This window comes from Hirschia baltica ATCC 49814, assembly GCF_000023785.1.
GTDB lineage: Bacteria > Pseudomonadota > Alphaproteobacteria > Caulobacterales > Hyphomonadaceae > Hirschia > Hirschia baltica.
This window is the reverse complement of record NC_012982.1, coordinates 2,536,470-2,560,836: the sequence shown is the minus strand read 5'-3', so window position 1 is coordinate 2,560,836 and position 24,367 is coordinate 2,536,470. Positions and strand designations below refer to the sequence as shown.

The 24,367-nt window shown below is 45.8% G+C and carries 23 protein-coding genes; 4 read left to right on the top strand and 19 right to left on the bottom strand.

Annotated features, from left to right (window positions below):
* The first annotated feature begins 89 nt into the window (after positions 1 to 89).
* Positions 90 to 551 (top strand): DMT family transporter, encoded by a 462-nt coding sequence (locus HBAL_RS12120; protein WP_015828236.1) that lies wholly within the window; start codon positions 90 to 92, stop codon positions 549 to 551.
* On the opposite strand, the gene thiD is transcribed toward HBAL_RS12120, so the two are convergent.
* The 15 genes from thiD to ruvB form a co-directional block, all read right to left on the bottom strand.
* Positions 541 to 1,395, bottom strand: a complete 855-nt coding sequence (thiD, locus tag HBAL_RS12115) for a bifunctional hydroxymethylpyrimidine kinase/phosphomethylpyrimidine kinase (RefSeq protein WP_049763144.1) — start codon at positions 1,393 to 1,395, stop codon at positions 541 to 543. The two genes, HBAL_RS12120 and thiD, sit on opposite strands and share 11 nt — an antisense overlap.
* Positions 1,386 to 2,441, bottom strand: a complete 1,056-nt coding sequence (locus tag HBAL_RS12110) for a toll/interleukin-1 receptor domain-containing protein (RefSeq protein ID WP_015828234.1) — start codon at positions 2,439 to 2,441, stop codon at positions 1,386 to 1,388. The genes thiD and HBAL_RS12110 overlap by 10 nt, the downstream gene beginning before the upstream one ends.
* 130 nt (positions 2,442 to 2,571) lie before the next feature.
* Positions 2,572 to 3,399, bottom strand: a complete 828-nt coding sequence (gene folP, locus HBAL_RS12105) for a dihydropteroate synthase (protein ID WP_015828233.1) — start codon at positions 3,397 to 3,399, stop codon at positions 2,572 to 2,574.
* A 145-nt stretch (positions 3,400 to 3,544) separates the two neighbouring features.
* Positions 3,545 to 4,516, bottom strand: coding sequence for a Gfo/Idh/MocA family protein (locus HBAL_RS12100; RefSeq protein WP_015828232.1), 972 nt, complete (start codon positions 4,514 to 4,516; stop codon positions 3,545 to 3,547).
* Positions 4,517 to 4,602: 86 nt separating this feature from the next.
* Complete coding sequence (ftsH, locus tag HBAL_RS12095; RefSeq protein WP_015828231.1) at positions 4,603 to 6,525, bottom strand: ATP-dependent zinc metalloprotease FtsH; 1,923 nt, start codon at positions 6,523 to 6,525, stop codon at positions 4,603 to 4,605.
* Positions 6,526 to 6,794: 269 nt separating this feature from the next.
* Positions 6,795 to 8,216 carry a tRNA lysidine(34) synthetase TilS gene (gene tilS / locus HBAL_RS16400; RefSeq protein ID WP_015828230.1) on the bottom strand — a complete coding sequence of 474 codons (1,422 nt, stop codon included), beginning with the start codon at positions 8,214 to 8,216 and terminating at the stop codon, positions 6,795 to 6,797.
* The gene (locus HBAL_RS12085) at positions 8,170 to 8,712 is read right to left on the bottom strand and encodes a type III secretion system chaperone family protein (protein WP_015828229.1); all 543 of its coding nucleotides are present in this window, start codon (positions 8,710 to 8,712) and stop codon (positions 8,170 to 8,172) included. The genes tilS and HBAL_RS12085 overlap by 47 nt, the downstream gene beginning before the upstream one ends.
* A gap of 35 nt (positions 8,713 to 8,747) precedes the next feature.
* On the bottom strand, positions 8,748 to 9,593 hold the full coding sequence (gene ybgF / locus HBAL_RS12080) for a tol-pal system protein YbgF (protein WP_233356684.1): 846 nt from the start codon (positions 9,591 to 9,593) through the stop codon (positions 8,748 to 8,750).
* Between the two features lie 77 nt (positions 9,594 to 9,670).
* Positions 9,671 to 10,216 carry a peptidoglycan-associated lipoprotein Pal gene (gene pal, locus HBAL_RS12075; RefSeq protein WP_015828227.1) on the bottom strand — a complete coding sequence of 182 codons (546 nt, stop codon included), beginning with the start codon at positions 10,214 to 10,216 and terminating at the stop codon, positions 9,671 to 9,673.
* A gap of 336 nt (positions 10,217 to 10,552) precedes the next feature.
* Positions 10,553 to 11,917, bottom strand: coding sequence for a Tol-Pal system beta propeller repeat protein TolB (gene tolB / locus HBAL_RS12070; protein ID WP_015828226.1), 1,365 nt, complete (start codon positions 11,915 to 11,917; stop codon positions 10,553 to 10,555).
* 132 nt (positions 11,918 to 12,049) lie between these two features.
* A complete protein-coding gene (locus HBAL_RS12065; RefSeq protein ID WP_233356683.1) occupies positions 12,050 to 12,856 on the bottom strand; it encodes a cell envelope integrity protein TolA in 807 nt (268 codons plus the stop codon).
* 89 nt (positions 12,857 to 12,945) lie between these two features.
* Entirely contained in the window at positions 12,946 to 13,404 is a 459-nt protein-coding gene (locus HBAL_RS12060; protein ID WP_015828224.1) for an ExbD/TolR family protein, read from the bottom strand.
* A gap of 3 nt (positions 13,405 to 13,407) precedes the next feature.
* Positions 13,408 to 14,208 carry a protein TolQ gene (gene tolQ, locus HBAL_RS12055; RefSeq protein ID WP_015828223.1) on the bottom strand — a complete coding sequence of 267 codons (801 nt, stop codon included), beginning with the start codon at positions 14,206 to 14,208 and terminating at the stop codon, positions 13,408 to 13,410.
* A gap of 260 nt (positions 14,209 to 14,468) precedes the next feature.
* Positions 14,469 to 14,915 (bottom strand): tol-pal system-associated acyl-CoA thioesterase, encoded by a 447-nt coding sequence (gene ybgC / locus HBAL_RS12050; protein WP_015828222.1) that lies wholly within the window; start codon positions 14,913 to 14,915, stop codon positions 14,469 to 14,471.
* A gap of 166 nt (positions 14,916 to 15,081) precedes the next feature.
* A complete protein-coding gene (gene ruvB, locus HBAL_RS12045; protein ID WP_041302294.1) occupies positions 15,082 to 16,113 on the bottom strand; it encodes a Holliday junction branch migration DNA helicase RuvB in 1,032 nt (343 codons plus the stop codon).
* 194 nt (positions 16,114 to 16,307) lie between these two features.
* Between ruvB and HBAL_RS12040 the strand changes: the two genes are divergently transcribed.
* Together HBAL_RS12040 and HBAL_RS12035 are read left to right on the top strand one after the other, a co-directional pair.
* On the top strand, positions 16,308 to 16,880 hold the full coding sequence (locus HBAL_RS12040) for an acyloxyacyl hydrolase (RefSeq protein WP_015828220.1): 573 nt from the start codon (positions 16,308 to 16,310) through the stop codon (positions 16,878 to 16,880).
* A 168-nt stretch (positions 16,881 to 17,048) separates the two neighbouring features.
* On the top strand, positions 17,049 to 18,341 hold the full coding sequence (locus HBAL_RS12035) for an adenylosuccinate synthase (RefSeq protein ID WP_015828219.1): 1,293 nt from the start codon (positions 17,049 to 17,051) through the stop codon (positions 18,339 to 18,341).
* 28 nt (positions 18,342 to 18,369) lie between these two features.
* On the opposite strand, the gene HBAL_RS12030 is transcribed toward HBAL_RS12035, so the two are convergent.
* The 3 genes from HBAL_RS12030 to rpoH all read right to left on the bottom strand — a co-directional run bounded on the left by HBAL_RS12030 (position 18,370) and on the right by rpoH (position 21,216).
* Positions 18,370 to 19,419, bottom strand: coding sequence for an NAD-dependent epimerase/dehydratase family protein (locus HBAL_RS12030; RefSeq protein ID WP_015828218.1), 1,050 nt, complete (start codon positions 19,417 to 19,419; stop codon positions 18,370 to 18,372).
* Positions 19,420 to 19,501: 82 nt separating this feature from the next.
* The gene (locus HBAL_RS12025) at positions 19,502 to 20,305 is read right to left on the bottom strand and encodes an SDR family NAD(P)-dependent oxidoreductase (protein ID WP_015828217.1); all 804 of its coding nucleotides are present in this window, start codon (positions 20,303 to 20,305) and stop codon (positions 19,502 to 19,504) included.
* Between the two features lie 23 nt (positions 20,306 to 20,328).
* Positions 20,329 to 21,216: an RNA polymerase sigma factor RpoH gene (gene rpoH / locus HBAL_RS12020; protein WP_015828216.1), complete on the bottom strand. Its 888-nt coding sequence runs from the start codon at positions 21,214 to 21,216 to the stop codon at positions 20,329 to 20,331.
* 531 nt (positions 21,217 to 21,747) lie between these two features.
* Between rpoH and HBAL_RS12015 the strand changes: the two genes are divergently transcribed.
* Complete coding sequence (locus HBAL_RS12015; protein ID WP_015828215.1) at positions 21,748 to 23,178, top strand: methyl-accepting chemotaxis protein; 1,431 nt, start codon at positions 21,748 to 21,750, stop codon at positions 23,176 to 23,178.
* A gap of 17 nt (positions 23,179 to 23,195) precedes the next feature.
* On the opposite strand, the gene HBAL_RS12010 is transcribed toward HBAL_RS12015, so the two are convergent.
* On the bottom strand, positions 23,196 to 24,305 hold the full coding sequence (locus tag HBAL_RS12010; RefSeq protein WP_015828214.1) for an RluA family pseudouridine synthase: 1,110 nt from the start codon (positions 24,303 to 24,305) through the stop codon (positions 23,196 to 23,198).
* Between the last annotated feature and the right edge of the window lie 62 nt (positions 24,306 to 24,367).

Here is a 24,367-nt window from a genome sequence, read left to right as displayed (position 1 = left end):
CACGATTGGAAAACTTGATTAATAGATAGATTACGCAGGCAAATTGTGGAAGTTGTATTTCTCAAAATTTCAAACGACGAGGCTGTCATATGTCATCTGCCGGATTAACAGGTTTTTTCCTTCTAGCTGCTGCGTTTGCAGGAGGGGTCCTTGTTTCAGCGCAGGGGATGGTGAATGGAAAGCTCAATCAGGTCTTGGGCAGTCCAATTCAGGCGGCGTTTATATCTTTCTCGGGTGGTTGGCTTATCCTTGGGGTAATGATGTTCTTATCAGGGCATGGTGCACCATCTATGACGCGGCTTTCAACAGCACCTTGGTGGGCATTATTAGGCGGGGTCGCAGGGTCGTATATGGTTGCATCCACAGCTTTTGGTGTTCCACGTGTTGGAGTAACTGTCTGGTTTGCAGTTCTACTTGCTGGTCAATTGATAGCTGCTTTGATTTTTGATCATTTCGGTGCATTTGGACAAGACGTGCGGCCAGTGACGTTAGAAAAAATAGCTGGTGTAGTCGCGCTATTTGGCGGAGCTTGGCTCATTCTTAAGCCTTGAATTTTCCTAAAATTTTGTCTGCAAGGTCGGGGTGCTTTACTGGCCAACTATGATCAAGTGGCCCGTGTCCACGGCCATATCCGGGAGCCAATTTTATTGCTTGGGAAACATAAGCTTGTGCGCGCCGGAAGGCTGGTTCTAGCGTTAGGCCTTGGGCAAGTCCTGTTGCGGTCGCAGATGCAAGTGTACATCCCGTACCATGTGTGGAATTGCCTTCAATGCGGGCATGTTCGCAAAATATTTCCCCTTCAGGCGTTGCGATTAAATCAATGATCACATCTCCCTCAATGTGGCCACCTTTCACAATTGCGGCCTTGGCACCGGCTTCCAATATGCGTTCGGCGGCACGGCGTTGACCGTTAAGGTCGAACACTTCTTTGCCTGTTAAAAGGCCGGCTTCTGGAGCATTGGGCGTAACAATGGCATTGGGCAGCATTAGAACTTTTACAGCATCAACCGCTTCGGAAGGAAGTAGTCTGTCACCTGATGTCGCCACCATGACAGGGTCTACGATACGGGGAATATCTTTGGCTTGATCTGCAAAAGCCTGAGCGAGTGCTTCAATTAGTTTTTTATCGCCCAACATACCTGTTTTTATGGTATCTGCACCAATATCTGAAAGGACAGCACGCATCTGCTCTGTAACAGCTTGCACAGGGGCAGGAACAATGCCGCTAACGCCCAATGTGTTTTGAATTGTGAGTGCTGTAATGGCTGTTGCAGCATAGCCTCCAAGCATGGTGATGGTTTTGATATCGGCTTGTATACCGGCACCACCACTAGAATCAGATCCGGCAATGACAAGGACGCGACCTAAGTTTTGGGACGTATCACTCACTTGCATACCTCAACATTTTCAAATGATTTTGTTTCCCATGAACATGCATAAGTGGAGTCTGTAAAACACATCCATTCACCGTTAAATTCTTGGCAATCACACTTGTCAGCATGTGTAACAGTTAGTTCTGGATTGCGAGAATTAGGTGAGGACGTGAAGTTTTTACAGAGTTTTTCTACCTGACGTTCGAAATTAGATTGCGCCATAGAACACGCAGCTTCTAGGTCCGTGAATATCTGTTTTTCTAAATCATAAACGGACGTATCTGATGTCGCGCGTATCATTTGACCAGCGGGCATTGGGATGGGTATCCATTTGTCGCGTTGTTCGTATGAGCAGAATGGCAATATTTCCTCACGAATTTTCTTTGCAAATGTACCTTGAGGATAGATTTTTAAGTAATCCAGATAGTCAGCTTTTAATGTACTTTGACCAGCCTTTTCAAATAAATCACTTTCAGCCTGACTTGGTGTTGCAGATTTACGTGAATATTCTGAGCTAGTGCCATTATCATAATCAACCGACACGCCTAATATTGAGTCTAACTTTGTTAGCACAAATATGCCCACACCGACGACCAGTGCAATGAGCGCCAATATTGGCAACATTTTTAACCAGACTGATTTGCGCTTTACAGGGCGTTCCAATCCTTCAACGGGTTCACCAGAAAGCGTCGCTTTGGCCGCTGCTAGGAAATGCTCCCAGTGTTGATCATTTGTATCTCCATCCCAATCAATGAGGTTTGCCATCTGAATGAGACCAAAACCCAATGGTGGATCAACTTCATCAATACGGACGGGGAGTAGTTTGCCGCGTGCTTTACCAACGCCGGCTTCTTCTTTGACCCAAGGTGCAGATATTGAAAGCTCAGACCAGACAGCAATGACCATTTTTGCTTCTGTCAGTTCTTTTTGAATGGTTTGGTCCCATTGGCTACCCGGCGCTATGCCATGGTCCCACCAGACTGAAAATCCAGCTTCGCGAAGTCCTTCAACAATGCGGACGACCCGTCCTGCATCTTCTTTTTTATATGAAATGAAAATATCTGCCATGAGAGACCCCGCATTATCTACATGCTATCAATTTCGACCATGCCAATAACCCATCTTGGAATAAAGGCACATAAGCTGTGTTTTTTGATATTCGTTTCTAAACCCACGCATTTTTGCTAATGAGTTTGGATTATAGGTCATCGTCCATTGCTGAATTTGCTAGATATGCATGGACCTTGAGGGCTTGTTTTGTAATTTGCACATCATGTACACGGATAATATCTGCCCCATGCTCGGCGGCATTGAGTGCCACAGCAATCGAACCACCAAGGCGTTGATCAGCATTTTGAGCTTGAGGGTCTATTTCAGCAATAAATCGTTTGCGGGATGCACCAAATAAAATTGGTAGGCCTGTCGCTTCGCTCAGTGAGTCCAAATTTCTCATTAATTCAGTATTATGTTTGAGTGTTTTGCCAAATCCAATTCCCGGATCAACCCATATATTGCTAGCTTTGACGCCTGCTTTTATGGCTTTGTTTTTACGCTCAACAAGGAAGGCTGCAACTTCGCTGACGACATCTTCATATCGAGGCGCTACCTGCATTGATCGTGGTTCACCCTGCATATGCATGAGGCATAATTTGCAATTGAGTTGGGCTGCTATTTCAAGACTGTCTTCAGCGAAGCGGCCCGCACTGACATCATTCCACATATCAGCACCTGCTTGTATGGCGGCAATAGCTACATCAGGCTTCATAGTATCTATAGAAATGAGGGCGTCAGTATTAGCACGCAGACCAGTTATAACAGGTAAAGTGCGAGCTATTTCATCAATGGCGGAAACGGGCATAGCACCCGGACGCGTACTTTCACCTCCTATATCAAGCCAGTCTGCACCTTGTGAAACAAGATTTAAGCCATGCTCGATGGCGATATCAGCTGCGGAATATTGGCCTCCATCCGAGAATGAATCGGGCGTGACATTGATTATTCCCATGACGGAGGGGGATTTAGGCATATCTATCCAAATGCTGTGTGAGGCGTTGTCTTTGGCAATCCAAGGCAGTTGACGAAATCTTACACAAACGATTTTGGGAATGCTAGAGAGAGGGGTTCAAGCAGTGTGTTTCCTCGCCAACTTTATTATTTCAACTTGGCCGAGTTTAACTGCGACCTAGATCAAGCAATGAATCAATGACTGTTTGATTGCCCTTTGAGAATTCAAGCGTGCATGGAAAAGACGTATTGTTTAAAATAGCATTGTTGAACGCGCTAACCTGAAGAACATACTGACGATCCGAAGGAAAGTGCTGGACGGTTTCAGTGCCGTCTGCATGTATGGTTTCGACATAGGTTGCACGCACTTGGGTCGCGTTAAATGGCGTGTTCACGCGGATAAAACCTTGAGTGCCGTGAAATACCATTTCTTGTCTAAGGTTCATTCTCATCGAGACATAAAAATCAAAGCTGACATTATTGGAAAATTCCAATTGCCCACGTGATATCGTATCAATACCATTTTCCCAGACTGATTGGCATGATTTGACAGCCGGATCTTCACCAAGAGCATAACGGGCTGTGACGACTGGATAGACACCAATATCATACAATGCTCCGCCGCCAACGTCTGACTTATTGCGTATGTTGGTCGCATCATCATTGAAAAAAGTGAATACACCTTGGACGTGTTTTAGTTGGCCGATCGCATTGGAAGATAAGAGGTTGCGTACATATTCCCATTGCGGGTGATGTGTAACCATGAAACCTTCAGCAATTAGCTTTCCGGTTTCTTTTTGCGTCTGAATTAACTGATCAATGTCTTTTGCATTCAGCGCGATTGGTTTTTCACATAATACATGTTTGCCAGCACGAGCAGCTTTTTGAGACCATTCCACATGCATATGATTGGGAAGGGGAATATAGATAGCATCAATATCTGGTGAAGCTAAAAGGGCATCATAACTATCAAATATTTCAATTTCTGGAGCGAGTGCAGCGAATGGCGCAGCTTTTTGAGGCGAGCTGGTCGCAATGGCTTTCAGGCATCCATTTTCAGCTTCATGAATCGCGGGAGCCATTGTCTTTTTAGCAAAATTTGATGCGCCTAAAATGCCCCAGCGGATATATTTTGACATATGAGTTTCTCCCAGATTTGAATATAAATGCCCAGACATTTGGGTCTGGGCATTTATGTAATATTTAGATTGTAAGATTGGCGAGTTTAAGCGCCTTCAGGCTCAGTGCCGCCAAGTTCGCCTTTGGGCTTTTTCTTTGGCTTCACTACTGGCACAGCCGAAGTTGGACCTGCATCAAAATCATCAGGACGTTCAGGCGGGTTACCTTTAATCAGCTCGTTGATTTCTTTTCCTGAAAGCGTTTCATATTCAAGAAGACCTTCAGACAAAGCGATCCAGTCATCATTTTTTTCCGTCAAAATACGACGTGCTGTTTCGTTTGCCTCGTCGATTAGACGACGCACTTCTTCTTCGATAATCTTTGCTGTGCCGCTAGATATAGAACTGGAATTACCGATTTGTTGGCCAAGGAATGTATTGCCACCATTGTCATCGGAATAATCAATCGTTCCAATTTTATCAGAGAAACCCCAGCGTGTTATCATAGCACGCGCCAAACGTGTGGCTTGTTGGATATCTGAAGATGCACCGGATGTGATTTTCTCTTTTCCAAATTTCAGCTCTTCTGCGACGCGTCCACCCATAGCAATAGCGAGGAAAGACGTCATTTGAGTGAAGTTCTCTGACAGTTTGTCTTCTTCTGGAAGGCGCATCACCATCCCCAGCGCACGTCCGCGAGGAATGATCGTCGCTTTATGAACAGGGTCCGCTTCGGGCACATTCATCGCCACAATAGCGTGGCCGGCTTCATGGAATGCAGTCAGAATTTTCTCTTTTTCAGACATAACCATGGATTTGCGTTCAGGGCCCATCATGACCTTGTCTTTAGCGTCTTCAAACTCACGCATAGCAACAACGCGTTTTCCGCGACGTGCAGCGAGCAGGGCTGCTTCATTCACAAGGTTGGCTAGATCTGCACCAGAGAAGCCAGGTGTTCCACGCGCTATTGTCTTGACTTCGACATCTTTGCCCATAGGCACATTGCGCATGTGAACTTTTAAGATTTTCTCACGCCCAACAATGTCTGGGTTTCCAACAACAACTTGACGGTCAAAACGACCCGGACGAAGCAGAGCAGGGTCTAGTACGTCTGGTCTGTTGGTTGCAGCAATCAGGATGATACCTTCATTGGCTTCAAATCCATCCATTTCCACAAGCAATTGGTTGAGTGTTTGTTCGCGCTCATCGTTTCCGCCGCCCATTCCGGCACCACGAGAACGACCCACCGCATCAATCTCATCGATAAAGATGATACAAGGCGCGTTTTTCTTGGCTTGTTCAAACATGTCACGAACACGAGACGCACCGACACCCACAAACATTTCAACGAAATCAGAACCTGATATCGTGAAGAAGGGCACATTGGCTTCACCAGCAACAGCGCGGGCAATCAAAGTCTTACCTGTTCCCGGAGGACCAACAAGCAAGGCACCTTTGGGGATCTTACCACCAAGGCGTTGGAATTTTCCTGGCTCTTGCAGAAATTCGACGATTTCTTGAAGTTCTTCTTTGGCTTCATCAACGCCGGCCACATCATCAAATGTAACACGACCCTGCCGTTCAGTTAGCAAGCGAGCTTTGGATTTACCAAATGACATCGCGCCGCGACCGCCACCACCGCCGCCTTGCATTTGACGCCATAGGAAAAACCAAATCCCAATAATAATCAGGATTGGAAGGAAGTTTCCAAGGTAGCTGAGTATTCCGCCGCCGCGATTCACAGGCTCGGATGATACATCTACACCATAATCCTGTGCGAGTTTCTCGCCGAGATTAAATTCGATTGGAGGCATGTGCGTGACATAGGGCGTTTCAGACGTTTCCTGACCGGAGATCTGATTGCTTTTGAAAATAGCCGTTTTGATTTCACCATTCTCTGCTTTCCGAAGGAATTCAGAATAGGAGATATTACCAGCATTCTGGTGAGTGGTATTGCCTTGCACCAAAGTGACGAAAGCGAAGAGTAAAAGCAGAACGACGCCTAGAAGCGCCAGATTGCGCATGTTCATGCGGCAAACCTTTCAACGGTCGGATTAAACAATAGTACTAGTCAACATAGGTAAGCTTGACGTGAAAAACGAGATGCAATCTTCAAACCGCTTTACAATTATTGCTAACTATAATGAATAATACAATCAAAACAAAGTATTACATATGATATTGCATTTTCGTATAAGTGCAATTTCTGTCATTTGTTTGTTTTTCGTACAATTCATTCGTGTTTTTACCTAAAAAATGCATAAAAAGCGACCCGATTTTCGTGGGATAACGCATTAAATTAAAGAAAAATCTCATCACTCAAATGGTTGTTTCTGACAGAATGCAGACTTTGGAGTGTGTAGGCCTCTGCAGGTAGGCATTCTTTGTCCGTATCTTGTGTGTTTAATGGGATGAGAACCGGCATTGAGCGTCGGGCGCGCTTGTTCTCGCTTAAAAGGTGAGCAGCATATCCTAGTGCTTTGGCTTCATCCCAAGATAGCACTAAGCTATCGGGCATTTGGGGGGATAAGCGGATATCAAATCTGCCCATATAACAAATTTTTTGACTGGATTTTATGACGGACCGCGTTGTTTGTGGAGAATTTTTTGTAGTCGCTCGTTTGGTCGGCATAGCATAGATTTGAAGAGTATCTTCTGTTTTAATCAGCCAACATTTGCCGAGGCAGTGTGTGATTTTACCTGATTTTGTATTCACGTTTAAAGCGTTTAGAAGAGAAATTACCCGTGATAAACCGACATTTTGTTTGGAACCCGACACGCAGATCAATATACGTTCTAAGGCTTTGTTTTGTATATCTAATGGATGTTTGAACAAATCTGACAAGCGTAATTCTACGCTTCCATCAGCGCGCCAAACAACATGGTTTTTTAAAAAATATGTTAGATCAGTGACGAGTTTCTGTCGCTTGAGTGTGAGTTTTTTCAGTTTCTCTATCGACTTTTGTTTAACTTGCTGTGGCATTGCTTCAAGTTTTTTTCGAATACGAACACGTTCGTATTTGTCGTCTTGATTAGAAGGGTCGCACACCCAGGATATATCTGTTTCGATGAGGATCGCGCTTAGGTCTTGGCGTGTTAAATTATTTGCTGGGCGTAGCAATTTTAAATCTCGGCCCTCTGGCCAGATTGGACTGCAAGATTGACTCGGCATAGCGGCGAGCCCGTATTCGCTGGAATTGGAACTCTCGCGAATCAGAAGTGTTTCCAAGCGGTCATCAAGTGTGTGTCCTAACATTAGAAATTGGATGTTTTGCCTTTTTGCCCATTCGCAAAAAAGTAAATGCCGTGCCATGCGGGCGTTTTCTTGAGTGGCGCGCTGGTCTTGCGGGCATCGCCAATTCATCGTCGTATGAGGAATATTCAATGTTTCACAGATACTTTGAACATAGACAGCTTCTTGCGCTGCTTCTGGGCGCATTCCGTGATCAATGGTGAGAGCTTGAAGATGCCAATTGTTTAGCTTCGCCCATTCAGCAGATAGACACAACAAGCCAAGCGAATCTGAACCACCGGATACAGCGATACCGATTCTTTTGTTTATTGTCTCAGAAGACGTCAGTTGATCTAACTGAGAAAAGACCTGATGACGGGAAAAGTCGACGCGCGATTGATGAGATGTTGTTGAATTTGAGTCGAGCGGTCCGTGACTATCTTCAGTCGGCGGGAGCTTGTGCTGCAAATTCGGTTTCGTAAGTTTCAAGAAGACGCCGCCATATATCCAGAGTATCCTCAATGTTACCAGCTGTGACGCCGCCATCCAAGTTTACATCCATTTGTAAACGAACGACATTGGAGGTGAGCGAGGCACGAACATAGCGCCAGCGAGCGTTAAATGCATTGACCTTTTCCATTGTCATAGCAGGCGGAATAGGGGTGTCTGCTAGAAATTGGATGGAATTACAAAACTCACCATTTTCACATTCATAAAAGTGGATTGTGTAGTCAGATGAGGAAATCCGCCCGCTTATGATCGGGTCACCCGCTGGGCCTGTGGCCATATCTGCTTGATATCCTAGGGATGTCATGAAGCGAGATAATCTATTGGCATCGGATGCATCAAGGATGCCGCCGCGAACGCGTTCGGCAGATGCTGGTGTGTTTTGTGCGAAACTCGTTTGCGAAGATGCAATTATCCCAGCGATGATTATCAAGCAAGCCGATATTGCGGCTGGAAAGTCAAAGCGGCTAAAAGACATATACACTCGTTTCTATTGTTCAGACAAAGCGGATATTAACTGTCACATCCAGCCCGGTCGCGTTCTGTTTTGGCCAAACTACGCGTCATCGGGTTTGTTTGCGGATATAGGTTAGACAATTCTGTCAAAGCACCACAAGCTTGTGTAGTATCACCCATCATGCGCAGCGAGCGAGCAAGCTTAACTAAACTGTCAGGCGCTTTAGGAGCGTCTGGGTAGTTTCGTATCAAAGCAACATAAGCTTCAGCTGCTTCCGGGAAAGCTTCTTGAATAAGAAGTGATTCGCCTAGCCAATATTGAGCTTCAGCTGCTTCGGGTACATCTGGGTGCGTTGAGACTAAGTGAGCAAAGGCGGTTTCAGCAGCAGGATAATCACCCTTCAATAGAAGGTTTTTCGCTTGTCTGAAAAGTTTGCTTGGATCTTCAGGTAGATCTTCAATATCAGCGGGCTTTGACGCGATGGCTTCATCCGTCCGCGCAGCTGCAAGAGATGCTTTTGTTGTCGAATCCGTCGCACCAACTAACGGAACAGTCGTTTCCGCTGGTCCGTCCGCTGCGTTCGCTGCGGCATCTAATGGTGCATTGATGATTGCTTCTAGCTTTTTAACCCGCTCATTTTGAGCTGCCAAAGCCTGTTTCAATATTGAAATTTCTTCAGCTTGAAATTCAATACGTTTTTGCAGTTGATTGGTTTGAAATCCGGACTCTTCGACACGGCCAGTCGCGCGTTGGATATTCTGTTCGATTGTATCCATGCGGCTTTGAAGGCGGGCAACCATCGGGTCGACACTCACCTGAGCCTGTGCGGAGAAGGCAAAGACAGATACAAGAACAACCACAGGCGAAAGCACTGCGGCAGTCGAAAGACGGAGATCACGCATAATATTCATAATATTCTAGTTAGCAGGCCTCCGCGCCGAAAATAAGGCAGCGCGGAGACAAACTGCTGTAGATTTAACTAGCCAGTAACGCCGCTAATCAATTGTGTGTGAGCGTTACGGTTTACAGACCAAGCTTCTGTTGTTGAACGCGGGTCAGTTGGACGCTCTTTACCGTATGAGACTGTCTCGATGCGAGCAGCAGAAACGCCGAGGCCCATCAAGTAATCTTTAGCGGCTGCCGCGCGGCGCTCACCAAGTGCAATGTTGTACTCACGAGTTCCACGCTCATCACAGTTACCTGCAATAAGAATTGAAACGCCTGGGTATGTGTTCAGCCAAGCAGCTTGACGTGCAAGAACCTGACGGTCAGCGTCGTCTAGGCTGTACTGGTCAACGTCGTAGAATATTTTAGAGCCGACGTTTACGTTGAAGTCTTCCAAAGAACCAGGAATTGGACCTTGTGGAACAACAACAGGAGTTGGAGTAGGTGTTGGAACCGGTGCTGGTGTCGCAACAGGTGTTGGTGTTGGAACCGGTGCTGGTTCTTCTACTGTAGAAGCACAACCGGATGCGAGTGCCGCAGCTGAAAAAGTTAGTGCAGCGAAGCTTACTTTGTAATTCATTGGTCTTACAGACTCCCCTTAGGACGCGCACGCCCAGCGTTGGACGTGAACGGAATGCATTTGCTTCCTAATGGCTTTATGTGACCATTATACGAAACTAGCGCACGATCGATGAACGCATGTTCACCATAATGCGTCATGTTAGAAAACTGCAACACTTTCTGTGTCTCCTAACGTGAATTTTATAAAATAGTCTAATCGGCATGCATAGGAACAGCTACGATGATTAACACGCAAGCATACCTTTATGCAATCAATTTTATAATCAGTGATGCACAATAAAAGTCAATAAAAACAAAGAAAAGGCCAGTCTTTATCGACTGGCCTTTCATGTTTTTATCGCAGGACAGGTGACCATGCTGGGTCGGAAGCATCACCACGTGTTGGAACGCGTTTTAAATTTCTTCCACTTAAATCTATGCTCCAAAGGCTAGGTCTTCCGCCGCGAGCCTCTTTAAAGAATATAATGACTCGCCCATTTGGGGACCATGTGGGGCCTTCTACAAGGTAATCAGATGTCAAAGAGCGCTCTCCTGTTCCATCTGTCTTGATGACTCCGATCTCAAAACGACCTTTTGATTGCTTTGTGAAGGCGATCAAATCACCACGAGGAGACCAAACAGGTGTTGAATAGCTACCTTGGCCAAATGTGATTCGACATACTTTGTTGCGCGGTCCATTTTCACAATTTCGGTCAGATCCATCAGCATTCATAATATATAATTGCGGTGAACCACCTCTGTCGGACGTGAAGACGATTTCTTTTCCATCTGGAGAATAAGATGGAGATGTATCGATTGCGAGATTGTTTGTGAGGCGTGTGCGTTGACGACGTGCCAAATCTAGAATGTAGATGTCGGAATTACCGTCTTCCGCCAAACTCATGGCCACACTGTTACCATCAGGTGCGAATCGAGCCGCAAATGATGTCAGACCGTAATCACCAATAACTTCTTGGCGACCCGTTTCAATATCAAACAGATAAACACGACGACGCTCTAATAGTGGGTTGCGTGCATCGGGGACTAGCGCCGTATAGATGATTGTTTGTGATGATGGGTCAAAACGAGGTGTTTGAACTTCAATACGACCATCTGTGAGGTTTTCAGGGTTGGCACCATCTTGGTCCATAATGGCAAGGCGGCGAACGCGTTTTGTCTTTGGACCGCTTTCATCAATATAAACGATACGGCTGTCAAAATATCCGCTGTCAGGTGTTAGCTGCTCATAGATATCATCAGCAATAATGTGAGCCATACGTCTCCAGCTATCACGAGAAGATACTGTGTATTCCTGAGAATAGAGTTGCTTACCTGTGAAAACATCAAACAGGCGGAACTGAGTCGCCATAGATCCTGTCGGGTCTATGATTGTTTTACCTACCAGAAGCGCATCAGCATTGATAACTTTCCAGTCGGCAAAAGTTGGCAATACAGCGATATCAAGATTTTTCTCAACAAAGGCGTCTGGGCTGATCATGCGGAAAAGGCCTGAGCCAGCGAGATCATTTCGGATAACTTGAGCAATGTCAGATCCGACAGTTGCAGCTTCAGTGGTATCACCAGAAAAATCCGGGATAGCCATTGGCATAGCCTCGAATGTGCCTTTGGTGATGTTTACGACATTTTCGTCCTGCGCATAAGCGGGCAGACAAAGCAGGCTGCATAATAAAGCAGCTAGGGCGCTGACGGCTGATTTCATGGCGAGGATCTCCTATCCTTCAAAGTCTCAATTCATGCGAATGCACTATGGTTACCGATAGTCACCATAGTGATCTGTCCGAAATATGTCATTCCCGAATGACGCGAAATTTTCGGGAATGGTCGTGGCTGTTTACCGAACTCCAAAGACGAATGTGAAGTCTTTCCATTCGTCATAGTATTCGGCTGGTAGAATGTCATTATAGGGTGCGCATTTTTCGATAGCGCGTGTGGCATTGATATCAAAAATGCGCATTTGTTGATCATTGCCTGGTATAATAGTGGGGCTTATGCGACGCGGTGAACGCATAAGGCTGCCATCTTTGTTGAAAGTGATTTTATAGGTCACCTGCAACCGTTCTGCATTGGCCATGTCAGATGGATCGCGGAAACACTTGGTTTCGATTTTTGACTTTAGCATTGTTGTCCAAGTCGCAGTATCCCGAGAGCGATCACCGGCTGAGCGCTTATTCTGATTAGCGTTTTCAACCTTTTTAAGATCCGGCGCGGCTTTGTATTCGCGTTCGCGCGTTTTCTTTTTATCTTCGGTCGTTTGCAAAACGCTGTTTAGGAAAGAATTGGTTTGTTCTTTCTTCTCTTCTTTGGGTGGTATCACTTTAGGTGTCGGCGTCGGAGTTGGTTTGGGCTCCGGCGTCACTTCTGGCTCAGGTTCAGGCTCCGCTGTTTCTTCTGGCTCAGGTTCGACTTCTTCCGGCTCAGATTCGGTTTGGCCGTCTTCTTCCGCAAATGGATCGGGTTCATCTGAAACTTCAGCATCTTCCTCAGGAATAGGTTCTTCTTCCGGCGGTGCTTCTTCTTCAGGTTCCGGCGTTGGCTCTGGTTCAGGTTCTTCAACCGGATCAGGTTGAGGAGCTGTTAGGTTTGTCGTGTCAGATACAGTGACAAGTTCAATTGGCACGATAATCAGTTCTTCGGACATGGTTGTCGTTGCCATGGGGAACACGACATATGCTGACCCGAAAATGGCCGCATGAAATATAAGAGAGAGGAATAAGCCTGGGCGCACGCCTAGTTTCCTTTGGCCTTACGGTTTCCAGTAGGATCTGTCACAAGACCTACATTGGTAAATCCTGCATCCCGCACTAATGAAAGGGCTGTCAGCACTTGCCCATAATCGGCTGCTTTATCGCCGCGCACGAGGACGCGATCTTCATATCCGTTCTGCGCAATAGCGATGAGTTGAGCACCAAGTTGAGCAGGCTCTACAGGTTCGGTGTTGCTACCAATAAATAAATCACCTGACGCGTTTACCGTCAGGGCGAGTGATTGGTTTTCACTTGGAGGTAATGGTTTAGAGCTGGTTTTTGCAAGATTAACCGGTTCACCGGTCACAACCATTGGTGCAGTCACCATAAAAATAACGAGCAGCACCAACATGACATCCACCATGGGCGTGACATTGATATCTGCATTTTGGGAACGACGACGACCGCGGCCGCCACCTGAAGAGGGGGACATCATGGCCATAATCTATTCATCCAGTCTTTCTGCAAGACGACGTGAAATGCGGACAGTGAATTCTTCTGCAAATGTATCCATATGCTCAACGAATTTGTTCACTTCACCAGAAAATTTGTTGTAAAACATCATTGCTGGGATCGCAGCTAATAGACCAAGCGCTGTCGCAAACAATGCTTCAGCCATACCCGGCGCTACAACTGCAAGGTTTGTTTCACCAGCCATACCGATATCGCGGAAGGCTGTCATAATTCCCCAGACAGTTCCAAATAGACCGATGAATGGTGCTGAAGATGAAATGATGGCCAATGTTGATAAGCCTTTTTCCAAACGCGCAGCTTCACGATTAACCGCGACATTCATTTGAGAACGTGCACGTTGCAAGAGGGATGTGGCGACTGTATCTGTCAGGGTACGCAGACGGCGCGCTTCCCGCCATTCTCTAGAACCAGCAGAATAAACACGGGCGAGGGCATCGGAAGGCTTGTCACCAACACGGTCATCCATTTCATCCAATGGCTGTCCTGACCAAAAAGCTTCTTCAAACTGGCGACCTTTTTTGCGAGCTGCGCCCATGCCTGTCCATTTGTCGAACGTTACCATCCAAGACCATATGGACATAATAACAAGAACAAGCATCACGACTTTAACGACCGGCCCCGCGGCCAATATCAAAGCGAGGAAGGAGAAATCACTGTGAGCAGCAATTTCAGCAGGCTCACTTCCAGTTACTTCAACAGCAGCAGCTTGCATCATGGGCAAGGCGGCTAAGTTGTCGATTCCGCTTGTTATCAAAAGTTCTAGCGACATCATTTGGACCTCGTACTTGAAAAGACCAGTCTTAAAATGCGCTAGACAATCTAGCGCCCACATTTGGTTCCTCTAGTCGCAGTCTGCATGGAACGCAAATTGGGCGAGATGAAGGAGACAAGTGTCAAATACACATGCAAAAGGCATTTGTGCAGTGATTCAACCCATGAAATTTTGGAAATATTGGAAATAAAGCAGTTGCAAAGCAAGAATTGCTGGAAATGCAATCATATTGCTCTGCTAGTTTTGAGTCGTGAAAATCTCTAATTAGGAGACTGGAATTGTCCCCACGCACTGAGAAGTTCCTTTGTGGGACGAATTAATTGCCCATCCATATTTATCTGAACGATCGTCACATCTGCACTACAAAGCAGCGTGTCGTTTCTGCATATTTTTTGATTAAACAATAAACGTGCACCTTTTGAGCCGACGAATCGGGTGTGTACTGTCAGCGCATCATCTATTTTTGCTGGGCGTTTAAAATCAATTTCCATGCGTGCAACAGCAAAGGCAAGAGGATTTTGTTCTTGGGCTAGTTTCTCATGGCTCATGCCGGCAAAGCGTAAGAAATCGGACCGGCCGCGTTCGAAAAATTTGAGATAGTTCGCGTGGTAAACAACGCCTGTGAAATCTGTGTCTTCATAATAAACACGTACCGGCAATATATGTTCATCAATCTCAATGCGGCCAGCTTCAGGTTGATCATTCATAATATTAAAATCCTGAAAATATCTTCTACATAGGTATTGATTTCACCGTCTATCTTCAAGGGAGCGTGCGATGAAAGTCGCAAAGAGATTGGCTCAAATCAATAATTTCAAGCGTGTATAGTGAAATATAAAATGCACGCAAGAGTTGTTTTATTGACTGTTCGGATCAATCGTCTGAAAACATATCTTTTTGAGTATTGTTATCAGGTGTGGGCATGCCTAGACGCTGATAAGCCCCCGGTGCGGCGACGCGGCCACGTGGCGTTCTAGCGACCAATCCTTGCTGCATTAAATATGGCTCGATCACTTCTTCAATCGCATCCCGAGCTTCGGATAGAGCAGCTGCTAAAGTATCTGCGCCGACAGGGCCGCCTGAATATGTCTTCACCAAAGCATTTAGATAACGTCGATCAAGTGCATCCAATCCGTCACTATCGACTTCAAGGCGGGCGAGACCTTTGCTTGCGGATGCTTTGTCAATTTGCACATTGTCCGCTTCAGCAAAATCTCTAACGCGGCGCAAAAGGCGAATGGCTATTCGGGGCGTCCCACGCGCACGGCGCGCAATTTCTATAGCTCCGCTTTCGGTAATCTCAGCCCCCATTTTGATGCCGGCTTTAAAAACAATTCCGCCTAATTCTTCAGGCGTGTAAAATTCCAGTCGCACAGGAATACCAAAGCGATCACGCAGCGGTGTGGATAATAACCCTGCGCGCGTTGTGGCTCCAACAAGCGTGAATGGGGGAAGGTCAATTTTTACAGAGCGTGCTGAAGGTCCATCGCCAATCATGATGTCTAATGTGTGATCCTCCATGGCTGGATAGAGGATCTCTTCGACGACCGGTGAAAGGCGGTGAATTTCATCGATAAAGAGGACGTCATTTTCTTCAAGGTTTGTGAGAAGTGCAGCTAAATCGCCAGCCTTGCCGATCACCGGACCGGATGTTGATCGAAATCCAACGCCCATTTCGCGCGATACGATTTGGGCAAGTGTTGTTTTGCCAAGCCCCGGTGGGCCAAACAATAAAACATGATCGAGTGCGTCCCCGCGATTGCGAGCAGCCTGAACGAAGACTTTTAGATTGGCTTTTGCAGATGCTTGTCCCGTAAAATCATCGAATGAGAGAGGACGAAGCGCGCGATCAATTGTTTCCCCCGGTTGGCGTGTGGGGTCTGTTATATCACCGTCTCTACCCATATTCATACGTCGTTTCGTTCTAAGTGTTCGTGAAAAGCAAAGTCTGCATATATCCTTGGAGGAAAATATCGCAAAATGCAAAACAAAGTGCGAACGAATATATGGAGTTTAATCACTGATGTGGTGATAAGCCTACTTTAAATTTCAAGATTCATGGTTAAATCATAAGGCTGTTGGTTTTAAGGGCTGTGACTATGAAACAAATGATATTGCTTTTTGCCGGTGTCGGTTTGAGCGCAAATATGCCTGCGCAAGCAGAAATTCTTGATAGCGTTCGTTTTGGAATTCTTGATCACAATGTGCAAGTGTTAACGCCCAAAAATTCGAATAAAGAACCTGGTGTAAATATATCTGCTGAAGTGCGGTTTTCTCAATTGGATATTCTGGGAAATACTTGGTCTCCTCATCCGTATGCAATGGTTTCAGCAAACACTAAAGGGTCAACATCTTATATAGCTGCTGGATTTGAATGGGATTTCGAATTTGCAAAAGGGTGGCATTTTCAGCCGGGTTTGGGATACGCAATTCATTCTGGGGAATTAGACAGTGAGGGCGATACCGCTGCACAACGCGCAGTCTTTGAATCGACACATCTGCTTTTAGGGTCACGGGATTTGTTTCGGACAAGTTTTGCTCTGTCTAAGGATATTAATGAGCAATGGGGTGTTCAATTGATCTATGATCACCTGTCTCATGGTCAAATGTTAGGAAATGGACGAAATCAAGGGCTGGATGATGTTGGTTTACGGGTCACACGTACTTTCTAGCTCTTTCAGCTTGAAGACCGAATGACGGCAGCATCAACGAGAAGCTACTTCAAACCGTTTCCTGAATCGCAAATTTTGTCTACTCACCGGTTTATAGCCTGCTATCTATTGCTTTTTGTTGCAGTTTAATGTCCTTTGCGCGCGGCATTCATTAAAATGGAGTAGCACATGTCCGGTGTGGTGGTTGTCGGCGCTCAATGGGGCGACGAAGGTAAAGGTAAGATTGTCGATTGGTTGTCCAGCAGAGCAGACGTCATTGTACGTTTCCAAGGCGGACACAATGCAGGGCATACGCTCGTTATTGATGGCAAAACCTTTAAATTAAACCTGTTGCCCTCTGGTGTTGTGCGCGGTGGAAAACTGTCCGTCATCGGAAATGGTGTGGTCGTTGATCCGTGGCAATTGCTTGCCGAAGTTGAGGGCATGGCCAAAGAAGGCGTTGAGTTGGGACCAGATGAGTTGGTTCTTGCTGATAATGCCTGTTTGATTTTGCCATGGCACAAAGATATTGATGCGGCCCGTGAAGGTGCGCTCGGAGATGCCAAAATCGGAACAACAAAGCGCGGCATTGGTCCTGCTTATGAAGATAAAGTCGGTCGTCGTGCTATTCGCGTGGCAGACCTTAAAGACCCCGCAGCATTGGATCTTAAGCTTGAGCGCCTGCTAGCGCATCACCGTCCACTACGTGTTGGGCTTGGACTAGATGAACCGGATGCCGCAAAACTAAAAGCTGACCTTCTTGAAATTGCAGACAAAATTTTGGCATTTGCACAACCTGTCTGGAAACGTCTTGATGATAGTGTGAAACTTGGCCGCCGTATTCTTTTTGAAGGCGCGCAAGGTGTTATGCTTGATGTTGATCAAGGGACTTATCCATTTGTGACATCATCTAATGTTGTTGCTGGACAGGCATCTGCTGGGTCTGGAGTTGGTCCTAATGCGATCAATTATGTGCTTGGTTTGGCCAAAGCCTACACAACGCGTGTTGGTTCTGGTCCATTCCCGACTGAACAAGACAATGAAATTGGTGAGCGTCTTGGGACCGTTGGTCACGAATTTGGTACGGTGACAGGCCGTGCGCGCCGTTGTGGTTGGTTTGATGCGGTAATGGTGCGTCAAGCGTGTGCGACGTCTGGTGTAACAGGTCTTGCTGTGACAAAACTAGATGTTCTTGATGGCCTTGATGAAATCAAAGTGTGTGTCGGTTATAAATTAAATGGCGAAGTCATTGATTATTTCCCTGCCGGCATGACTGATCAAGCTGCTGTAGAGCCAATCTATGAAACACTAAAAGGTTGGAAGGGGTCAACAAAGGGGGCGCGTTCATGGACTCAGCTTCCTGGTGAGGCCGTTAAATATGTGCGCCGTCTGGAAGAATTGGTAGGCAAGCCTGTTGCGCTTCTGTCTACATCTCCAGAACGTGAAGATGTGATTTTGGTGCGTGACCCGTTCGTGGCATAAGCCTATTTAAAAATACAAAAGCGGACGTTTATTCCGCAGCAAGGCCGCTAGCAGAAAAATTACTGTTGGCGGCCTTATTTGTTTGCACGGTAAATTTGGGAGCCAGTTTTTGCATATTCCAAATAACCGTTTCTCTTAAGCCCATTAGCAAGTTGTTTTTTGCATACCAGTTCAAATCTGTTTCTGCTTTTATCGGGCTTAGGGCGCATCGCAACGGCGCTGTTTGGCTTTGAGGAGCGTCGTGTAAAAGCACCTTATAGCTTTGATGATCATTGCGAGGATAAACCCCATCCAAAATCATCAAGACATTGGTTGTTATGTCTATGTGGCGACGTTCAGACCGTCCTGAAAACAGATATGTATGTCCGTTTTTACCCGATTTCGCTGCTGCTAAAAGACCATCGGCAAAATCATCAACATGCAGCCAATCTAGCGTGTCATAAGCGCGATCAGGCGAAATGGATGTTTGCTTTACTGCCGCTTTCAATACGCTCGGTATAAGTGCGTCGCTGTTTTGATTCGGACCATAAATAGCGGAGGCACCAGCATAGATAACCGGTATTTTCGTTTCAGCCGACCAACCATTGACGAGAACAAGATCCATGACTGCGCGTGCTGCAGTTATGGAAGTGGTTGAAAGCGGCGTATTTGTATCAAATTCAGCGACGCTGCCGTTCAAAGAACCATAAATCAATGTGTTAAATGGAATGACGAGCTTGAATTTTTTTTGTGCTGTCTCATCTAGGCTTTTATAATATGTTTTGACAGCTTCAAGCACACCAATTGTCGCCTCGGCCCCTTGTAGGGATGGGGTGCCATGTTTTTCGCTGAGGCCGCCAGCACAATGGATGAATGCATCGGGTTTGAATTCTTTTAAAAGCGCACTCAGCATTACACTGTCAGTCACATTGCCGATGAGCTGAGAGTAATTTTTCTTGCCTTTTACCTCTGCAAGTTGAGGTGCGATTTGGGCAGTATTTCGCATATCCATGTTGAAAACATGAGAGCCATTTATAACAGCTTGTTTTACAAGGGAGGAGCCAACAAAGCCGCAGCCACCCGAAACGAATAATCGCATAATACTAAACTTACGAATCAATTGATCAATATGGGAATATTAGACAATCTTAGTAAGGATTGGTTAATAAAATTGCTAATTTTCAGCTTTGTATGCGTTTTCCATCCCAAGCGAATAGGTTTCCGCTATCGTCAGCGTGCAGATTATCAGCAACATTGAGCAAATGAGCGGCACTGATTTCCGGTGTGAATAATTGTTTGTTTGGAACATTTGCTTGAAAAGGATGAGAGAGGGCTGTGTCCACAGTGCCCGGATGCAGGCCGACTATCACTGCTTTTGGCAATTTGCGTTTCGCTTCAATTGCAAAATTTTTGATGAGCATATTGAGCGCAGCCTTGGAGGCACGATAGGCATGCCAGCCACCTAACCGGTTATCATCAATCGATGAAACACGCGCTGAGAGAGCTGCAAAGATTGTTTTAGAGGATTTAGACATTCGCGGCAGAGCGTGTTTAGCAATCAAGGCTGGACCAATCGTATTGATTGCAAAAGCTTTTTCAAAGCTCAAAGCGGTCAACTGTTTCCAGCTTTTTTCTGGCGCAATAACGTCATCATGAAGAAAGCCTGTTGCGACAAAAACAAGGTCAAAAGTTAGATTATCAGGCGTGGTGGAAGCTATTTTATCAAAAGCGGTTGTGATGGAGTCTTCATCCTGAAGATCCAAAATTCCGGTGATGATTTTGCTATGATTAAATGTCGTTGGAGATCGAGATAGCGCGTAGACTTTGCTGCATCGAGGATCATCTGCAATGGCTTGCACACAGGCGTGACCAATGCCACCACTGGCACCAATAATGATTGCTGTGTAATTTTCTTTTAGAGTTTGAAACCCTGAAAATGCCAAAGGGTCTGGCCCATTGCTGGTACCAGACCCATCAGGGGGCATAGGGGGGCGCTTATTTGAAGCGATTATGCAACGCCTTGTTCTATTGCAGCTTCCTTCATTGCTTTTTGCAGTTTTTCAAAAGCACGCACTTCGATCTGACGAATACGCTCACGAGACACATTATATACCGCAGAAAGCTCTTCCAGCGTTGAAGGTTCATCTTTCAGGCGACGTTCTGCAATGATGTGTTTTTCTCTTTCGTTTAAGCCTTCCATCGCTGTTTCTAGCAATGACATGCGCGTCGAAAATTCATCATTCTGCTCATATTCTTCAGCCTGATTTTGTTGATTGTCATCTGATAGCCAGTCCATCCATTCGCCATCACCATCGGCTCCACCGATAGGGGCATTCAAGGATGCATCACCACCTGTCATACGGCGGTTCATGGAAATCACTTCAGTTTCGCTCACATTTAGACGTGTCGCGATTTCTGCAACGTTTTCAGGGCGAAGATCACCTTCTTCCAACGCTTGGATTTCACCTTTGAGGCGACGCAAGTTGAAGAATAGTTTTTTCTGTGCCGCTGTTGTACCAAGTTTTACAAGGCTCCATGAGCGCAAAATGTATTCTTGGATAGATGCACGAATCCACCACATTGCATATGTGGCAAGTCTGAAGCCTTTATCAGGGTCAAATTTTTTGACAGCCTGCATAAGGCCAACATTGCCTTCAGAGATAACTTCACCGATAGGGAGGCCGTATCCGCGATACCCCATCGCAATTTTTGCAACGAGACGTAGGTGAGATGTCACCATTTTTTCCGCAGCTTCAGGGTCTTCATGGTCGCGCCATCTATTAGCCAGCATGAATTCCTGATCTTTTTCCAGAAGAGGATATTTACGAATTTCAGTCAGATAGCGCGACAAGCCTTGCTCGGGTGAGAGCGCTATAGATGTTGATAACTGTGCCATTGGATGGCCTCCTCATTTTACCTATAGATGAGTTCAAATTCTCATCTTAGAACCTTGTGTGGGCTAAAGATGACGAAAAAAATCCGTTTCGTCTGCCCCTGTTTTCTCTATATGTTCCATAAGTGCCATGAATAATGGTCGAATGGAGTATATAAAATATTCATCGAACCAACACCGAAAATAACTTCCCGCATCGCAGTTTTGATCCGCATTTTAGTAATATAGGGAGGTCAGTGTTCGATTTAAGAGGTTGATTTCATATATTTTTAAATTCAAAATACGATGAATTTCGTTTCAGAAGCAAAATGCTTGTAAAATCAAAAAAGTAGAACGATTATTCTAAATTTTGAGTTAGAATAATTATTCTAAAAATATTGTTTTTTTCTTTAATCACGTATTTTTGATCAGTTGTTTTGGCCGGTTTTGCCAGACTAAAGACGTAGTTCAGCACTCTTGTAATCTTAACGAATACCTAATTTAAATGGTTTAAATTTTGTACAGTTTCCCTGTTAAGTTTATCTGGATCATAACATGACTGAAGTGAAGCAAGTTCAACAAGATAATTTTTCTTCGAATTTGGAACCAGATAAAGAGACAAACCTTCTTAGAGATTTTGCGAAAGAGGGGACAGGAGTTGCTCACGGCATAGTTGATGTTTCATGCAGTGTCAGGGAATTAAGCTTTTTGCTTGAAGGGCAGGAAGCTTTGCTTGTTAAAGTGCGTTCGGAGATGAGCGATCTGGAAACAGCCAATGCTGCTATCGTGACGAGCGCGGCAGCCTCTCAAAATGTTGCTGATGCGACAAATCAAGCTTTATCACAATCCTTAAATGATTTTCGCGAAGCGTTATCTTGTATTGATACATTGGCGGGGGCAGTGTCTGAAAGTCAGGTTCTCGTATCGTCGTTGAAACAAGAATTAGATAAAGTATCCAATGTCGCACAAACTATTGAGGCGATTGCCGGTCAGACAAATTTGCTGGCGCTGAATGCGACGATTGAAGCAGCGAGAGCAGGTGAAGCTGGCCGTGGGTTCGCTGTTGTTGCCGCTGAAGTTAAAGCTCTGGCTGCCCAGACAGAAAATGCCACAAAGCAGATATCATCAACAGTCGATGAGTTAGGAAGCAAATCCGATCAGCTTTTTGATGGTGGGCTTAAAAGCTCCAAACTAGCGGAGCAAGCTTCGCAAGCAACACGCGCGATCAATGCGACATTGGACAAAACCGAAAATTCGGTTGGTCAGATGGTTGGAGAAATCACTCAAATACTGGGGGCAGCAACTCATATAGAAGAGCTTAGCCAGCAATTAGGCGGGAATGTCAGTAATTTTGCAAAAGGGTTTGAAAAATCCAGCGAAAACCTGCGCGGCGCTGAAAAGCAGCTTCAGGGTTTAAGAGGTATGGGTGAAGGATTGATGGCTGTAACTGCCCGAACTGGCATTGAAACCGTAGATACCAAATTTCGAGAAAATACCATTTTCCTAGCAGATCAAGCGTCTAAGTTATTATCTGAGGCTGCAGCACGCGGTGAGTTTGATGTCGATGAGAGTATTTCGCCAGATTACAAATTAGTCCCAAACTCATCCCCAGAGCAATTCCTGACTCCTTATAACGAAATATTCGACCGGATTCTGCATCCACTTCTTGATGGTGCATTGGATTTTGATTCAAAAGTCGTATTCTGTTGCTGTCTTGATAAAAAAGCATACCTAGCGACACACAATTCAAAATTTTCCAAACCACAAGGCGATGACCCAGTTTGGAATAATGCCAATTGTCGAAACCGACGCTTTTTCGTGGATACAGTCGGGAAAAGAGCTGGAGCAAACACATTGCCGGTCTTAAGCCAATGTTATGAACGGGATATGGGCGGCGGAAAATTTACACCCATGGTGGATGTGTCAGCCCCAATATTTATTCAGGGTAAACACTGGGGAGGCTTGCGCTTCGCATATGCGCTCTAATCTTACCTTATAATTTGCTAGGTCGGCAGGTTTCTAAGCGCTGCTAACAGATTTAGCATGTCTTCAGGTGGTTCCACTTCAAAGCGAAGGTTTTCCCCTGTTACTGGGTGCTCAAACCCTAAAATCGCCGCGTGCAATGCTTGGCGTTTAAATTCTTTACAAGCATGTGTTGCTGTTTCAAATGCGGGGCCGGACCCGTGCGCTTTCAAACCGCGATAACGTCCATAGGTCTGATCACCCAAAAGAGGGGCACCAATATGCGCCATGTGAACGCGAATTTGGTGGGTGCGTCCTGTTTCCAATCGGCATTCTGTAAGGGTGGCAGCTGGCAAGCCGGATGTGGCGTCTATTCTCCCAAACTGTTCCAGCACTTTGTAATTGGTAATGGCGTGCTTACCCTTCTGTTCGTAATCCTCTTCAGATTCGCCATGCCATTCAGCAGACGCAGACAGGCGAGATTCGCGAACAACAGCCATCTTCTTTCGGTCAGTTGTTGAGCGAGCGATGCGGGTTTCAATTTTTCCCAAAAGAGGGCGGGGTGCACCGCGTGTCACCGCAAGATAGGCACGTTCCATAAAGTGAGCTTGGAAAAGTGAGGATAGGCCTGTGTGCGCAAATTCTGTTTTTGCTGCCACCATCACACCGGATGTGTCCTTATCCAATCGGTGGACAATTCCGGGGCGGGCAACGCCGCCAATACCAGGCAATTGACCTGCGCAATGGTGCAATAATGCATTGACGAGCGTGCCAGACGTCGAGCCGGGCGCAGGGTGAACGACAAGTCCCGCTGGCTTGTTGAGGATGATCAGATGCTCGTCTTCAAATAGCACATCCAATGGAATATCTTCTGGAAGCGGTTCTGCATCTAGGGGTGGCGGCATCAAAATGACATAACGACCATCAGCTATCACTTTGTGCTTTGGACTAGTGATCGCTGTATCATCTAGCAAAACATCACCTTTTTCGATGATAGCTTTAGCACGAGAGCGCGACAATTCTGGCGCGGCGATAGGCAGCCATTTATCCAGTCGTTCACCAGCAAATTCTGCGGGGGCGACGATCACAATGGATTGTGTCGTGTCTGAGTTAGGTGAATTGTCTGAAGAGAAGTCGTTTATATCTGTCATTTCAAGACAGGTGCCGTTCAAATAGTCTCTTGTCAAATATCGAATCGATAAATTTCATAAAA